Below are 16,929 nucleotides of genomic sequence, written 5' to 3' on the forward strand. Positions count from 1 at the left end.
TAGTGAGATTCGTCTTAGTCAATTTAATCGCTAATTTTATCGTTGCTCATTCATTTTCAATCAGGATTGGAGCATCATCACTGTTTGATATACCCAGTAGCCAAAAAGAGAATAGCCAAGGATTATACCGATATAACTTAATATCTTAGGAATTTGATTTGGGCTTGAAGCTAAACAGATGTGGGCCAGTACAATCGTAAAGAAGGCTAAGGGGGCAATCACATAGCTCAAAGTTAAGATAAATAATGCCCCTAGGCTGATGATCCAATCAGCATTGCGATTGGTGGGCTTATCGATTTGGCAAAGCTGTAGTGGCAATAAAATCAGTCCAATACCGACACAGATAATGCCTAAGTTAAGGGCGAAATCACTCCAACCTCTATGATCATAAATGGCTAACGCAATGGCAATTAATGGCACTATTAGTGCGCTTAATACATGGCGTTTAGCAAAAGTGGCGCTGCGATACTGACCCGCAAAAAAGAATAAGCCCTGTAGAAACAGATTGATTAAGGTAAAACCACCTAGGCCTAAAATGATAAATAGGCTCGCTGCGCCACCCGATGGGTCGAACGCCATGGCGGGTAAGGGTAATAGGCTTAGCCCCACTAGTGCGGGAATTGATAACAGCCACTGAGATTGGGAGATTGAAGAATAAATACGCATTGGCTCAGAGGATTAACTAAAAGATTGAATTAAGATCCGCTAAAGTGAGCCAAAACTCAAGGATTAAGGTTTTTATGGGCGGACTTTCGCGCCAGAGTCTGATCTTATTCAAGATTTTTACTGTTATCTGCCATGATGTTATCGCTTTAAAAGATAATGCTGCGCTTAAACAAAAGCCCGCAACATGCGGGCTTTTCGTGTTATGAACAGTATCGATTAGAGTTTGTAACTCATGCTCAGCATGATCATTTGCGCTGTGTAGTCATGGCTATTGCTGCCAAAGCCTACGACGTTCCAGATCCCATCGACGGCGATATCATTGGCGGCATCATTGTCTTTATAATTCTCAATTTTATAATCCAAGCGCAGCGCCATTTTCTCGGTGGCTTGATATTGAGCATATAAGTTAATGTTGTGCACTTTGGCAAAATAATCGCCATAGTCGCCTGTGATACCTTGTCTGACTTGAGTGTTACTGTCGGAGTTTGAATAAGTGTAATCCAATCCCATGCGTAACTTGTTCTCAAGCAAGTTGTTGTAGCTCAGGCCTGCCCCGACCACATCTACATTATCTTCAATGAATCCTGTCCACGTTGGGGTGCTGTAATTACTGCTTCCCGCTTGTTCAGACTCAATGATTTGGTAGTTGTAGAAGGCTGTCGCCAGTAAATCATCGGTGATCATGTAGCTGATGTTGGCATCATAACTGGTGTCTTTTGACTCAGTTAAGCCAATAACTGTGTCAGAGTAGTCATCTAATGCGTAACGGGCACCGAAATCTATAGTCAAGCTGTCGATTGGCGAGTGGGTGACTCGAGCTTCAATCTGGGTTCTGTCGCGGTTAGCCAGATTGTACTTACGTAACAGGCTGTTGGTTTCAGAAGATGTCCATTCAGAAGCTTGATATTGCGAGCCATCACGCTGACCGTAACTGCCCTTAACCCACATATCCCAAGTTTCAAAGCTGTTAACGCGCAAACGTGCCCAAACGGTATTTTCATCCGTGGTTTCACGGTCTTGATAATTACGGTCGTCACGTTTGAAGTCATAGCCGCCATCAAGCTTCAGTCCATGGGTAATACGATAATCCGCCGCCACTTTGAAGCGTTGGCTAGTGTTATCGTAAGGGGTGTTATAGGCCACCTTACCATTGACATTGTTGATGCTGACTTGGGTCCACTCTTCAATTTGAGTATTGTTATCACGGTCGCTATAGTCGTAGCTACCACTTAAGCGCAGTGAGTTAGTCACTTTACTGACGACTTTTAAGTTCAACCCTGTGAGGTCAACTTTGGCATCAACGGCCTCTGTCGGCACTTGATAGCCATAGCCTGAAGTGACTAATGCTTGGTCTTGACTCATTTGTCCCGCAAGCACACGACCTGTTAACACATTGGTATTGTCGTTGTATTGGCCCATGAGCGAGACTGTGTGTGACTGGTTGTCAGGGTCAAGGGCGAGAGTGCCAGAGGTTTGAGCACCAAAGGTCGGATTGAAGGCACTGTCGAAGTTTAACTGGTTGTACTCGTTCTTAAAAATTGAGCCATTGTAGTTAAGTGCAGTGAACCAACGATCGCCTTTGAGTTTAATGCCAGCTTCAATGGAGTCAGTGGTGTAATCAACTGGCTCAGCTAACATCATGGATTGGTTAAAGAATCCACCTGATGTTTTTTTCAAGCCGGTTTTTTCTTCACGCATGTAGCTCACATGCGTACTCCACAGCGATTCACCTTGATAGTCAAAACCTAACCCTGTGCGCTCACGTTTGAGCGACAGTTCTAAGGCATTTAGGTTGTCCATCAGTAACGGCATCTGGCTGCTTGAACCCGCAGTTACCCAGTTGTCTGGCAAGGTTAAATTATCGCTGCCGACACCAGAGTAGGGCGTTAAGGCGCTATTACTGTTGTAAGTGGCGATTTGGCGATAGTTTACATTGACATTATACTGGCCTTGTTTGCCCGCATTGACATCTAAACGGCCACCATCCATGCCCAGTTGATAAGCTTCAACGCTGGCTTGATAGCCTTTCTCACCACGGAAGGTGACATCTGCATCAAATTTACCCGCAACTTCGTTTGAAGTCCCAAAGGCATTCGCCGAGCGAATATCCTCTTCGCTGTTGTAACCCACGCCCACACCCACAGTGCCAGACGTACCCGTTTCAACAACGCAGCCTTTACAGCTCCAAGCGGACATTTTGACTTTTTCTGTATTGGCATTGGCTAAGCCATACCCGTCGGCCGCTATTGCAAAACCTGTGTTTGCTAGTAACGCCAGAGTGATCAAATTGAGTTTAAATTTCATTTTCTCGTCTCCTTAGCGCTGTAATAGCTTGCCAGATGGATGGTTTGAACCATGGACCTGACTGTGGCAATTTAAACAGCTTCTTCCACCCGTAAAGGCATTGTCGCCGACGTTTGAACCTAAACCAGTGTTACCTAAGTAAGCATTGCTGGCGTGGCCATCGCTGGCGTGACATTGCTGACACAGCTGCGGTGCGCGGGTTTTCAACATGGCATCATTCACACTGCCGTGAGGATTGTGGCAAGTCACACAGTTCTCAGTGACGGGTGCATGTTCCCACAGTTTTGGGCCGCGTTTCTCGGCGTGGCAGGAGTAACAGGTTTCGTTAATGCTAGGCTTGTTTAGATCGGAATCTGTCATGCTCCCATGGGGATTATGACAATCGCTACAGGTCATTTGAGCCCATTTTAGTGGGTGACTCGAGCGTTTATTCATGTCTGCTTTTTGCTTAGTGTGACAGCTAGTACAGACTTCCATTTCGGTGTTTTTTGATAACACAGGATCTTTTGCGACATGCACTTGGTGGCATGAGGCACAAGCGACATCGGCATTGTCATGGTGACTACCGTTCCAAGATACGCGTTTATCATCTTGGTGACAGCTCATACAGACACTGTTTTGTTTTTCTGCACTTAAGGTCGATTGCTTACCAAAAGTGATCATCGGCTCGTTGCCGCCTTTATTGTGTTGACCCATAGGACCATGACAGGCTTCACATTGCAGGCCAGCCATTGGGCTCTTTGATGAATCAATGGCGCCATGGACACCTTTGAAAAGGTCCATCACTTTTTCAGATTTTTTGTGGCACATCAAACAAGAATCGGCACCTTTAGGGGAGTAGCTGCCTTCGGCAAACTTCTTATCTAAGGTGGCTTCGACTTGTTCTGGAGTCATTTTGTCATCCCACTTTGAGGCGTGTGCACTCGGTGTGATGCATAAAGACATCACTGCAGACATTGCCATGGAGATGACAAGTGCCGGCAGTAGGTTTTTCATTTTTAGGCTGTTCTTCATAATAGGCTTCCCAATTTGTCCCAACAAAATTCAAGAAAGGGGGAGCGAACTCCCCCTGCTTGGGCAAATTACATCTTCACCTGAGTGTGATCTGTTGGTGTGGGTTTGTGACAGTAGAAACAGGTTTCTGACTGCGCCGCTTGATTGGCTTGAACATAATCACCGTTCACAATCGCGCCCATATTTTCTAAGCCGTGGCCGATAGATTCTGGCGCGTGGCATGAAGTACAAGTGGCAGTGATTGGCGTGGTGTATTTACCCGCAGTTGTTGCCAGAGCGCCTTTGACCTTGAATGCATCTAGGTTGAAGTCGTTATGGCATTGGGTACATTCTTTGATGACACCTTGTTTACCATGAACAACGTGTAATTTCATCTCCAACGCACCTTTATTAGCACCACTTGCATAGGTACCATCTGGGGTATGACAAGCGACACACGCATCCACACCGACGATTGGCTTACCGCTGGCATCTTTTGCATGTGATAGCTGTTCTGTCATCACAAAACCCGCATGGTGGCCTTTGTGAATTTCGAAGCTATCACCGTGACAACCTTGACAGGTACCAAACTCAACTGAGTTAACATGACGCATGCTCGGTGCTTTACCAGACTTAGTGCCAAAAGCTAGCTCAGCTTTCATGCTCGTTGTTGCGCTGTCTGCGGTACATGCGGTTAAGCTTGTACCAGTGCTACACACTTCTAAACCGATAATGGTAAAGGCGGTATCAGTATCGCCTGCACCGAAAGGTAGAGCGGGTGTTGTAAAGACCAATTTACCGTCAACTAAGGTTACACCTTCTTGCAGTGCGCCATCTTTGACTAAGTCTTTCGCTATTTTCGCTTTACCGCTACCTGGACTTGGATTGTAGCCCATGATCGGGAAGTTAGGGCCAACGTTGGTAACGGACTCTAAACGTTTAATCTTATCTTGAACGGTTGCCGCATCAATTGCGTTACCATCTTTGTCTAAGATAGACACGGTTAATACTGCAGTATCATCAGCTTGACCAGCAAGTGCTGCTGACATACCTAACTGAGCGATAACGGCTTTTTTGTCTGCAGTCTTACCTGTGTGCAGTTCTGCAGTCCAATCGCTGTTATGACAGGCGATACAGTTAGAGTTATCTAGCTGTTGTGAGTGACCTTTACCAGCAGCAAAGTCCACTGCGCTATGGCAGCTTCCACATGAGGCAGCAGTTGGGATACGTGACCAATTACTCCAATCAGGCGTAGCCTCATTTGCTGCGTGACAGCTTTGACAGCTTTCTAGTGAGCCTAAGGTAAGGTCTTTGTGTTTAGCGTGAACGAGAACATTGAACTCTTTACCTACACCGACTTTTCCGGCTGTGTGGCAAGTTGCACAGTAATTAACGTCAGAATACGCGCCGCCATGTTTAACATTGGCTAAATCTTGGTGACAAGTATTACAGCTTTCTGTGGCGACAATTTTGCGACTGTATGTTGGCAGTGCGCCAGTATCGGCAGTGAAGTCGACAAAGGCGTTACTGTTTGGTACTTGAGTACCATCGGGAAGCGGAGTGTTATAAGCGCGGATTAATACTCGTTGAGCTAACTGTTCGTTATAGGTGACTTTAGTGTTAGCGGTCAGGTTCATACTAAAAGTATAACTGTAGTGACCGTTTTTCTTGTCAACGAAAGTCCCTGGGCATGTTGCAGCGACATCACAGGTTTCATCACCAAAGTATTGCCATTGTGACGCATTACCTGCACCAGTTGCACCTTGTGGGATTAATTGTGCTGCGGCAAAACGCATTTTTTGTAGGCCAACAACGGGTAAATCATTTTCGTTAGTGACGGTAAACTCAACACTCGGAATACCATTAGTGACGACAGATTTGTCAAAGGCGAAATTAAGGGTTTGAATCGCTGGAGCAGGTTCGCCACCAGGTTCACCGGGATTACCATCATTACCATCGCTGCCACCACAGCCCGCTAAGGCCATAGTGACTGCACTTGCTGCTAACAGCAGTGCGATTTTAGTTGTTTGTGCGTTCATCATTTTTTTCCCTGCATAGGTTTGGCATTGCTTAAACGCTATGTTCTAGAGCCAACAGATTCTATGTCTGTGTTTTTGGTCATTAGAAGCGACTTAAGTGGATGCTGGAAATAGAATTCCCCAAGGAAAGGCTAACCTAACATGACCTTAAAATCTCCAAGGCCTTTGCTAATGTGTGACTTGGATCTTTCTATTTCTAAAGAGGTATTTAAAGCGAGAGGTAAAAATGATTTTAGAACAAAAAAACAGCAGGGTTTTGAAAGGGTAGAATATAAAGAGAGAGGTAACAACCTCTCTCTTTAATAACGATAAAAACATTGCTCTGAATGAGAGCGTTATCTCTGTTTAGTTACCGTGGACTTCACTCAATTGAGCTGGTGTATGACAAGTTGCACAGCTTTCAGATGCACGAGTTTGCACATCGGCAGCGCTAGTACCGTTTAAGATACCACCGTTAGCCTCAATATGAGATTTAGCGGCATCAGAGAGATATTTCTGGTGACAGCTTAAACATGCGCCTGCATCAGAAGAGACCCAAATATCGGTACCGTTATTGTTGATGTCACCAAAACGCCATGTGCGTTCAGGTGCACGGCCTAAGGTAATACCTGTAATGACGTTTGATTTATCTACAGAATGACATGTAGCACAATCGGTTTTAAGCACAGTGCCCGATTGTACGCCTGCATATTTTAGATAATGGCCTTCACGTTCGTGAGCTTTCCAAGCAAAGCTAGTTGGGATTTTGCCACCAGGATAGCTTGAATCGGCTTTAAGGGTTTTGTCTGATGTATGACAAGTTTGGCAGTTTACACCATTGTCATAGTGGTGAATTTCTTGATTGTGACAACCTTGACATTTTGTTGGGTCAATAATATCACGACGAGTAGCTGCTTTAGCTGTGCTATCCACCGCATTATCTTTCCAAACGAAGTGATAAGGAGCTTCTTTGACTGGGACTTTGTGTGTGTTAGCTGTCGCACAATCTGTCATCACAACATCCGCAACGCCATAGCCACCATTGTTGAAACATACTTCCAATGTTGACCATAGTTCGAATGTTTTACCATTTGCATCTGCGGGTAAATTGAACTTAGTGCCAGTCAATGAGTAGGTTTTACTGGCTTCGTTATAGGTTCCTTCACTTAGAGCAATGCGACGGTTACTGTAAGAAGCCGTAGCAGAACTCGGGAAGTCTTTATTAGAATCCCATGCTACTACAACACGCGAGCCCTGGTTCACGAAGGCTTTGTCAATCGCATTGCCATCTTTATCAATAACTTGAACATCGAAAGTGATTTTTCCTGTGGTGTTGACACCTACATTGCTGAACTTAATACCCATAGTTTTAGTGTCAGAGTAAGCTTTCAGCACATCGCCATGACGTTTAGCCGCACTGCCTGTTCCACCATAGGGTTGAGTTGCATTATGACAGGCAACACAGTCATTGCTGCTGTGGTGAGCAGATGGTTTTTCAGTGTGACAACCAATACAGGCTTGATTACTTAAATCAGCTTTAAATAGATCGGCATTAGCTGGCGCGTTCGCTCCTTCTACGTGACAGGCTGCACAATCCGCGGCAGGTTTTAATGGGAAACCAACCTTGCCATAGTCAATGACTTTACCGCCATAACCCACAATTTTATATGGTGCAGGAACTTCCGCTCCAGTTTCATCATAGGTATGACGTTCGCCACCTTTATGGATAGCATGAATCATGTAAGTAAATTCAATGCTATTGCCAGATTCAGGGTCACCAGATGTTGCCGTATGGCAAGATGCACAGTTCTCAATATCAACTCTGCGGCCGCCGTGTAACTCTAAACTTTCTGGTTGGTGACAGGTGTAACAGGCTGTTATTGAAACAACGTTACGTGTTTGGATTCCTTCTGTTTTACCTGTTGAAGGTTGCCAGTCAAAATGTGCGTTTGCTGAAAGTTGTGGTAACTCAAGCTCTAAGGTTGCACGTTGAGTCGCTTCAGCGCTGTAAGTAATGGCTAAGGGCTCAGTGACATTGGTGATATTGGCTTGATAGGTATAACTGTAGTTGCCATCACCATGATCGACTAAACATGTATCACACTTGGCTGCAGCTTCAACGTTGGCTTGATATTGAGCGGATGGATTGAGGTTATCCACGCCAGAAGGCACTGTGCCAGGTTCTTTTTTCGTATTGATATAGGCTTGCCATTGGTAACCGCGGTCAGCGGGTTTTGCTGGATCTTCTGTTGCTACTGTTACGTGGCTAAGTTGCGCAATACCAAAGCGAATGTCGTGATCTTTATTCAAGCCAAGTACAGCCACACCATTCGCATTTTCTAATGTGAAATTAACAGTCACTTTACCTGCATCGACTGTGGCGTTAGTGAAACTTGCTTTCAGTGTAGGAGTTGAATCGATATTAACACCGACAACGCCAGGTTTTCCGTCTTCACCATCTTTACCGTCACTACCACCGCAACCGGCGAGTAGTAGAGAGAGTAAACCGGCACCCAACATCGCTTTTGTTGCGGTATTGAAATTGAACCGTTTCATCATGATATTTCCCTGCAATAGTTGTAATCATCATCAAACGCTTGGCAAATAAGAATAAATCTCATTACCCGCATAAGATGTGTGGAATTAGTTTTCCATCTGTAAGGCTAACTAAGTCACTGGTATTTATCAGTCACTTTAGGCGGGTAATGTGACTGAGATCTGACTATTTCTTTAGGAGTAGATGGCTGCATCGTATGAGTTCCTTTTATATCTGCAGTTGCTGGCCTTTTTAGGCCAGCATCATAGGGTTAGTTTATTGGATGCACTTTCAACACGTCTGCGACTCCGCCCTGTCCATGACAGAAAGCACAGGTTTCAGTTCCTGCGGTTGCATCGGATTTTGTACCTGCAAAAACAGCACCTTGCTGAGCCATGTGGTTATGAGTGCTGGTATCTGAATGGCAATTGCTACACACAGCGGCAATTGGGCTGGTAAAATTGCCGTTATCGAGGGCAAGGGGTTGTACTGCTGAATTTAAGGGGAGGGCGACGGTAGAAATTCCCGCAGTATCGTTAACATGGCATTGGGCACAGTTACCGATTTTTCCTGGGTAGTTTAGGCTTTCAAACCCCGTGAATTGACTGGTGTGAATACCGTGGATCAGCTGCTTAAAGTCAAATGACGTGATTGAAGGATTGGCTGCCGTCGCATCGGCCAGCATATTGGCGTTATGGCATAGCTGGCATTGACCATCGAGATCGTTACGTGAGCCGTGAATATTCAGTTTTTGATCACCATGGCAATTACCGCAGCTTGCATTACTCACAACGCTACGGCGACCTTCATTGCTCAATGCTGCCATATCAAAATAACTGTGGCTGGATTTAATCACTAACACTTCCGCCAGTTCAGTCGTGCAATCAACCAGTACTTTATCTTTGGCACAGACTCTGCCTTGAATCGCAAGTCCGCCATGATCCGTTTCAGTGCCTGCTGGCACGGTAAGGCCCGCTATCGTATAGGTATAAATGCCATTAGAGCCTGTTATGGGTGTGGATTCCGGCAGTTTAATCGAGCGAGCTGAACGGGTCGCATAATCAAAACTGGTTCCCCAGTTGGCATATACCCTTAAATCATTGATAAATTTTAGCTTATCGGCACTTTCGCTATATACAGTTCCTGTGGCTGGATTCATTAGTTTAACCGCAACAGTGACCGTGCCATTGGCATCCATACTGGCGCTGGTGATACTTGGGCTAAATTGCATCAATGCCGCGTTTTTAGCTTCATCACTGTGTACACTTGCGGTCCAGTCGGCATTATGACACGCCACGCAGTTACTGTTATCTGTTTGCACTGGGTGTCCTTCGCCTGCGGGGAAATTGATCTGTGTATGACATGCACCACAGGCTTGCATGGTCGGGACTCTGCGCCAGTTTTGCTGTTCGGTTAACTCAGCCTTATCGACGTGACAGGTTTGGCAGTCACTAATGGGTTGCGGGAAGCCGGTTAAATGTTTGCTGTGGATCATTTGTGGGAAAATATCAGGGTTACTGACTTTTTTGCTGTTATGGCAGGTGACGCAGGTTTCGATTTGATCATATCTACTGCCATGGAAAGCTAGATTACTGTGGCAACTATTACAGGTCTCTATTGTGACTAAGTTGCGGGTGTAAGCGACATTACTACCTGAAGATTGCCAGTCATAATGCTGATTGGTTATAGGTAAGGGCGTGTTATCGGCAAGTTTATCGCCGCCAATTTTGACCACCATTCTTTGGGTCGCTTCGGGCATAAACGTCACTCCATTCATGCCATTAAATGCGGTGCTGAAGATGTAACTGTAGTGACCGTTTTTATGATCTGTGAGACTGCCAGGGCAAGTTGCCGCGCAGGTTTCAGCGGTAAAGTGCTGCCATTCACTGCTATTCCCCGCGCCTGTATAACCTTGGGGGAGAAGCTGCGCAGCAATAAATGTCGCCGATGGGATACCAATCACGGCTTCATCATCTTGATTGCTTACTTGAAAATCCACTTGAGCAATGCCATCTGTCATCGCGACTTTATCGACCATGATGTTAAGGCTAGTTATCGTTAATGCAGGCGGTTTCGCAGGCTCACCGGGTTTACCATCTTGGCCGTTATCACCGCCACAGGCGCTTAATAGCGAGACTAAGGCCAGTATAAGACTGAATTGAGTGCGAATTTTTGCAAACTTGTTCATATTTCTATCCTTGGAATGCGCTGTCAGTGCCTAAGTTACATTTGGTAGCTTAAGGTCAAGCCTAAATAGTGAGCGTTGTAGTCGTGGCCCATATCACCAAAACTGAGTACGTTGGGAATCGTGTCCCAGCTTGTGCCTTGGTTTTGCCAGTTAGCATCTTGATATTTTTCGAATAACCAATCGACGCGCAGCGACATACTGTCGGCAAACTTATATTTGGCATAGGCATTAAGATTGTGTTTGCGGGCGTAAAAATCGCCATAGGGACTGGTGATGCCGTAGGTCACTTCTGTATCACTCTGTCCGTCGGAATAGCTGTAATCCAAACCAATATCGAGGTGATGATCGAACAGGTTTTGATAACTTAGCCCTGCACCAATCAAGGTCGATTTTTCCTCGGCAGTGCTGTACCAGTCGGGTGTCGAGAAGGAATTACTGCCCGCTTGGTCTGAATCGCGCCAATCTTGGCTAACAAAGGCACTGAAATGAAGATCGTCACTCAGCGCATATTGGGCCGATACGTCATAACCTAGGTAGGACACTTGAGTAAGACCCACTTGGGTGTGGTGATAATCGTCATCGACACTGTGCAAGCTGGCGCCCAGCGAGAGGCCGATATCAGTTTGATAATCAGTGTGTAAGGTGACTTTTTGTCTTTTTCTGTCGGCAAGGTAGGATTTACGTAGCCAAGGATTACTTGAACTTTGAGTGGTTGCGACGGGATGATATTCACTGCCATCTCGCTCTAGTGCTTCTCCTTTCAACCAAGCTGACCATGTGGGTGAATAGCGATAACTTAGTTTAGCAAACACGCCGGATTCATCGATGGATTGGCGGTCGAGTTCAGTGTAATCGTTTTCGTTACGGCTATAGCCCGCTTCGGCATAAGCCGCTGAGGTAAAACGGTATTTGCCTTTAAGTTCGAGTTTTTTGGTGCGCTTATCATAAAGGCTATTTTGGGCTGTGCCTTGATTAATACTGTCGGTGATGATCTGCGGAAAGTCTAATTGAGCCGTTTTGTTATCTCTGTCTTGATAGTTGTAACTTGCCTGCATGCTTAAATCTTGGCTGATCCGTCCTGAATATTTAAGGTCCATCTCTACAATATCAACTTGGCCATTTAAGGTATCCGCAGGCAGGACGGGCGATGGGCCATTGATGGTGGCAGGAATAAAGGTGTCATCTTGGGTCATGCGGCTAAAGCCTGCGTGCATCAATACATTTTGACCATTTGCCCCCCCTGAGGCTTCTGCGGCAACTTTGTAGGCTTTATTGTCGGGGTCGACCTCATTCTGGCCTAAGTATGCTGCGCCAAAGGTGGGTGTGTAGGCTGATTGCCACAGCATGGCTTGGTGATCATTTTTATATTGGCTGATTTGGCTATTGATGCCAGCTTGCCAGCCTGAACCGTTAAAATAAACTCTCGCATCGACTTCATCAGTACTGTCATCAATCGGTTGGGCTAGCATAACGCTATTGGTGAGTATATTGGCACTGGTCTTTTTTGCGCCACTGCGGTCTTCGTGCTGATAGTTTAGCGAGGCTTTGTAGTGACTGTTATTGTCGCCTTCAGGTGATATTCTGCCAGCGTAGTAACCACCGATACTAAAGCGATCACGTTGAATACTTAAATCTTGGCTAACAAGGCTGCTCTGTAACATAGGCATAGATTGCGTTGTGCCGCCTGTTATCCAGTTATCGGGCAATAACATTTTATCTTGCACTGAGATATAGGGGTTTTTGAGTTGATTATGGTTATAGTTTGCTAAGCCTCTATAACCCAAGTTGATTTGATAGTTTCCCGGCTTTCCGGTTGTGAGCATGGCTGAGCCCGCATCAAAACCTAACTTATCCGCGACCAGCTCGGTTTGATAACCCGACGGTGTTTTGTACACCATATCCGCACCGACGGCGCCAACGAGACCATCATTATCTGTCCCTGTGCGGTTACCGAAACGGCTGTCCTCACTATCGTTGTAAGCGAGGCTGGCACTGATATTGCCAATATGACCTGTCGTAGGTTGGCATTGCTTACAGCTCCATGCCTCTGTCTTTATGCTACTTCGATTCGCTTCTTGCAGCTCATAACCTTCGGCGTGTGCTTGAGTCAAAACACCGCTTATCGCCCAAGCCAGCAAAGTGAGGGAGAAATAAGCGCTAGGGTGAGACATTTTAGCTGTTCGCATGATCATTCCCTTGTTATCTCTGCAGTAATTTGCCAGAAGGATGGTTAGAGCCATGCACTTGTCCGTGACAATTCATACAGGAATTACCAGAAGTGAAGGCATTGGTTTGATTGCCAAAATAGGCATTACTGCTATGGCCATCCGAAGCGTGGCACTGCTGACACAGTTGTGGCGGTTTGCTGATCAGCATGGCTTCGTTCACGCTGCCGTGGGGATTATGGCAATTAGCGCAGTTGTCGGTGACGGGGGCATGTTCCCACAGTTTAGGGCCGCGTTTTTCGGCATGACAGCTATAGCAATTTTCATTAACACTCATTTGCTTCAAGCTTGAATCGTTTAAACTGCCGTGGGGATTATGGCAGTCACTGCACACCATTTGTTGCCACTGTAATGGATGCGCCGAGCGCTTGTGCATATCGGCTTTTTGTTGGGTATGGCACTGGGTACAAATGGTGACTTCATTGGCTTTATCGCTGATAGGATCTTTTGCGGTATGCACTTGATGGCAGCTGCTACAGGCGACATCGGCGTTATCGTGGTGATTGCCTTTCCATGCGGTACGTTGACTGTCATTGTGGCAACTCATACAGACACTGTTTTGCTTTTGCGCGGGAACAGGGGAGTTTGCGCCAAAGGTGATCATCGGCTCTTTGCCACCTTTATTATGATTCCCTAACGGGCCGTGGCAGGCTTCGCACTGCAAATCGGCCATGGGTGAATCTTTCACATTGGGGTTGCCATGAACCCCCTCAAATATCGCCATCACCACGGCACTTTTTTTGTGGCACATCAGGCAAGTATCAGCGCCTTTAGCGGAATACTTACCTTCGGCGAATTTTTTGTCTAATGTCGCAACAACTTCTTCTGGTTTTTTGTCATCCCAAGGGATCGCAGAGGCCGAAACGCTCGCGATTGATAACAAAATACATAGCATAGCCTTAGCTATGCTTCTGAACTTTAGCCCTATTTCCATGGTTATGTTTTCCCGAGTGCATTTATATTTGTTATTTTTACGCTTTCGACATTGCTAATTTAGCTTATTGAGCCTGGTTAATATTAGAACAAGTGTGTGACACGTGCTTAACATTGCGTGGTCTTTTCACTGTAAAGAGGGATGATTTTACAGGCGATATAGATTAAGTGTGATTTTGATCACACTTGCTTCGGGTGGGATTTGTTTACAGCGTTTTGACTTCTGTGCATCGCTTGATAGTCACTAATGCTAAGGTGCGGATTTTTATTTTCGGTTGGTCGTTTATTCATTGGAATTTTTATCACATAATACCCAACACAATTGAAAACTATTATCGTTACCAATCAAAAATCTTGATCTAGGTAAAGTTATTAGTGTCATCGCTCGGTTACAATGGGCGCAGTTTTTCGAGCTGAACCTGTTGCAAGGTGGAATACGTAATGAAGTTAAGCGAACTCAGTCCCGGCGATCGCGGTCTTATTTCTGAAGTGGGGCGTTTGGCGCTGCCACAAACCGTGAAGCGCAAGTTGTTGTCCATGGGGATCACGCCAAATACGCGTTTTTTATTGATCCGATACGCACCTATGGGCTCTGGTCTCGAACTGGATATTCGTGGTAGTAAACTTTGTATGCGCAGAGATTTGGCAGACATCATTGAGGTGGAAAAGACGAATGGCTAAGCAGTTTCATTGCGTCACAGTAGGAAACCCTAACGCGGGTAAATCTACACTCTTTAACGCGCTAACAGGCGCAAATCAACAAGTGGGTAACTGGTCTGGTGTTACGGTCGAAAAAAAGACTGGTCATTTCACCTTAAACGGTGCTGACGTCTATCTGACAGACTTACCGGGTATTTACGACCTTCTCCCTGCGGGCAATAGTTGCGATTGTTCACTTGATGAGCAAATTGCGCAGCAATATCTTGCTGAGCAACGTGTCGATGGCATTATCAATTTAGTCGATGCCACTAATATCGAACGTCACTTATATCTCACAGCCCAATTACGTGAACTCGCTATCCCTATGGTAGTGGTGCTGAATAAAATTGATTCGGCTGTCAAACGTGGGATTAAAGTCGATTTAAAGAAAATGAGCCAAGAGCTGGGTTGCCCTGTGATTGGCGTGTGTTCGCGAGATCCTGCCGATGTCGCTAAAGTGCAGGCACAGGTACTCGATTTACTTCAAGGCCGAGTCTCAGAAGCCCCATTAGTGCTTCATTATGATGAACAAATTGAAGCGGGCGTGCAGTTACTCTGCAGCAAAGATGCCCAATTAAGTCGCGGCCGCGCTTTGGCTATGCTAGGTAATGGTTCGGGTTGTGGTAGCTGTAAAAATGCTGAACTGCAGGATGAAGTGAATTCCTGTACTCAGATTATCGCTCAGCAAGGCCATGATATTGAAGTGATGGTGGCGACCACGCGCTTTAATTTCGTTGAACAAGTTTTTCAAGGTTCAGTGAAAGAGTCAGGGTTCCTCACCCTCAGTGACAAATTAGATAAACTCGTCTTACATCCTGTGCTTGGCATTCCTGTGTTCTTGTTTGTGATGTATTTGATGTTTATGTTCAGCATTAATATTGGCAGTGCTTTTATTGATTTCTTTGATGTTTTTGCTGGCGCATTGTTTGTCGATCACTTCGGTTCATTCTTGACGAGCATGGGCTCTCCGGCTTGGTTGGTCACTATCTTAGCGGGAGGTGTCGGCCAAGGCATTCAAACCGTATCAACCTTTATTCCTGTTATAGCGGCGCTTTTCCTCGGTTTGTCGATCCTCGAAAGTTCTGGCTACATGGCACGTGCTGCATTTGTGGTTGACGGTTTAATGCGTCGTATTGGCCTGCCTGGTAAAGCATTCGTTCCTATGATTGTCGGTTTTGGTTGTTCAGTGCCTGCAATTATGGCGACGCGAACCTTAGGCAGTGAGCGTGAGCGTATTGTGACAGGGATGATGGCGCCATTTATGTCCTGTGGTGCACGTCTTCCTGTTTATGCACTATTTGCGGCGGCTTTCTTCCCTGATTCAGGTCAGAATTTAGTCTTCTTGCTGTATATTATTGGTATCTTTGCCGCTATCGGTACGGGTTTATTACTCAGAAGCACTTTATTACCCGGCAGCAGTAGTGCAGTGGTGATGGAGCTACCAAGTTATGAACTACCTAAGCTGAAAGCTGTTATGGTTCGTACAGGTAAACGCACTAAGAGTTTTATTTTAGGCGCTGGTAAAACGATTGTGTTGGTCGTGACCTTATTGAACTTCATTAATGCTATTGGTGTTGATGGCACATTTGGCCATGAAGACAGCCAAGCATCTTTGCTGAGTGTCGCGAGCCAAAAAATCACGCCTATCTTCTCGCCTATGGGCATAGAGCAGGATAACTGGCCTGCAACCGTCGGTATTATCACGGGTATTTTCGCTAAAGAAGCGGTTGTTGGTACCTTAAACAGTCTATACAGCAGCGCGGCACCGACAGATGAAGAGCTTGCACCATTGAGCGAAAGCTTTAATGCGGCTCTAGCGACGATTCCTGCAAACTTGTTCGGAATCGATCTGGAAGATCCGCTGAAGTTGTCGGTTGGTGATTTGACTAATAAAGAAGCGATAGCAGAAGAGCAAGGCGTCGCGACATCGACCTTCGGTGCTCTGCAAGCTGGTTTCAGTGGTAAAATTGCGGCGTTCTCTTACTTGCTGTTTATCTTGCTGTATACCCCTTGTGTTGCGGCGATGGGCGCTTTAGTGCATGAGTTTGGTTCCCGTTGGGCGACATTTGCAGCAACGTGGACTTTCTCTCTGGCCTATGGCTCAGCGACGGTAGTCTATCAAGCGGCAACTTTTACGCAGCATCCTGTGCAATCGAGTCTGTGGATCGGTTTCTTCCTCTTTGCGTTAGTGGTCTTTTATCAATGGCTGAAACGTAAGGGCAGAAGAAGCCAGCAGATTATTCCTGGGATCCGCATCATTACCGAGTAAGATTTACTGAGTCAGCATGACTGAGTAATAAATGTCAGCTTAGTTAGGTCAAAGATAAAAGCAGCTTTCATGGCTGCTTTTATTGCTTTACTATCGCG

General features: G+C 45.8%; 11 protein-coding genes. 3 read left to right on the forward strand and 8 right to left on the reverse strand.

Annotation, left to right across the window (positions count from 1 at the left end):
• Positions 1-60 precede the first annotated feature (60 nt).
• The 4 genes from KO531_RS01880 to KO531_RS01895 all read right to left on the reverse strand — a co-directional run bounded on the left by KO531_RS01880 (position 61) and on the right by KO531_RS01895 (position 6,005).
• Positions 61-666 carry a hypothetical protein gene (locus tag KO531_RS01880; RefSeq protein WP_219250244.1) on the reverse strand — a complete coding sequence of 202 codons (606 nt, stop codon included), beginning with the start codon at positions 664-666 and terminating at the stop codon, positions 61-63.
• Positions 667-882: 216 nt separating this feature from the next.
• Positions 883-2,970, reverse strand: coding sequence for an MtrB/PioB family decaheme-associated outer membrane protein (locus KO531_RS01885; protein WP_173245655.1), 2,088 nt, complete (start codon positions 2,968-2,970; stop codon positions 883-885).
• Positions 2,971-2,982: 12 nt separating this feature from the next.
• Complete coding sequence (gene mtrA / locus KO531_RS01890) at positions 2,983-3,984, reverse strand: decaheme c-type cytochrome MtrA (RefSeq protein ID WP_028760483.1); 1,002 nt, start codon at positions 3,982-3,984, stop codon at positions 2,983-2,985.
• A 68-nt stretch (positions 3,985-4,052) separates the two neighbouring features.
• Positions 4,053-6,005 (reverse strand): OmcA/MtrC family decaheme c-type cytochrome, encoded by a 1,953-nt coding sequence (locus KO531_RS01895; protein ID WP_173245653.1) that lies wholly within the window; start codon positions 6,003-6,005, stop codon positions 4,053-4,055.
• Between the two features lie 138 nt (positions 6,006-6,143).
• On the opposite strand from KO531_RS01895, the gene KO531_RS01900 reads away from it, so the two are divergent.
• Entirely contained in the window at positions 6,144-6,305 is a 162-nt protein-coding gene (locus KO531_RS01900) for a hypothetical protein (protein ID WP_219250245.1), read from the forward strand.
• A 42-nt stretch (positions 6,306-6,347) separates the two neighbouring features.
• On the opposite strand, the gene KO531_RS01905 is transcribed toward KO531_RS01900, so the two are convergent.
• The 4 genes from KO531_RS01905 to KO531_RS01920 all read right to left on the reverse strand — a co-directional run bounded on the left by KO531_RS01905 (position 6,348) and on the right by KO531_RS01920 (position 13,864).
• Positions 6,348-8,540 (reverse strand): OmcA/MtrC family decaheme c-type cytochrome, encoded by a 2,193-nt coding sequence (locus KO531_RS01905; protein ID WP_219250246.1) that lies wholly within the window; start codon positions 8,538-8,540, stop codon positions 6,348-6,350.
• 248 nt (positions 8,541-8,788) lie between these two features.
• The gene (locus KO531_RS01910; RefSeq protein WP_219250247.1) at positions 8,789-10,705 is read right to left on the reverse strand and encodes an OmcA/MtrC family decaheme c-type cytochrome; all 1,917 of its coding nucleotides are present in this window, start codon (positions 10,703-10,705) and stop codon (positions 8,789-8,791) included.
• Between the two features lie 35 nt (positions 10,706-10,740).
• Positions 10,741-12,891 carry an MtrB/PioB family decaheme-associated outer membrane protein gene (locus KO531_RS01915; RefSeq protein ID WP_219250248.1) on the reverse strand — a complete coding sequence of 717 codons (2,151 nt, stop codon included), beginning with the start codon at positions 12,889-12,891 and terminating at the stop codon, positions 10,741-10,743.
• Positions 12,892-12,904: 13 nt separating this feature from the next.
• Entirely contained in the window at positions 12,905-13,864 is a 960-nt protein-coding gene (locus KO531_RS01920; protein ID WP_219250249.1) for a DmsE family decaheme c-type cytochrome, read from the reverse strand.
• A 440-nt stretch (positions 13,865-14,304) separates the two neighbouring features.
• Here KO531_RS01920 and KO531_RS01925 point away from each other — a divergent pair, with 440 nt between their 5' ends.
• The gene (locus KO531_RS01925) at positions 14,305-14,544 is read left to right on the forward strand and encodes a FeoA family protein (RefSeq protein WP_028760477.1); all 240 of its coding nucleotides are present in this window, start codon (positions 14,305-14,307) and stop codon (positions 14,542-14,544) included.
• Positions 14,537-16,831 (forward strand): Fe(2+) transporter permease subunit FeoB, encoded by a 2,295-nt coding sequence (feoB, locus tag KO531_RS01930; protein WP_219250250.1) that lies wholly within the window; start codon positions 14,537-14,539, stop codon positions 16,829-16,831. The genes KO531_RS01925 and feoB overlap by 8 nt, the downstream gene beginning before the upstream one ends.
• The last annotated feature ends 98 nt before the right edge of the window (positions 16,832-16,929 follow it).

Origin of the sequence: Shewanella sp. NKUCC06_TVS, from assembly GCF_019345515.1 — a bacterium.
GTDB lineage: Bacteria > Pseudomonadota > Gammaproteobacteria > Enterobacterales > Shewanellaceae > Shewanella > Shewanella oncorhynchi.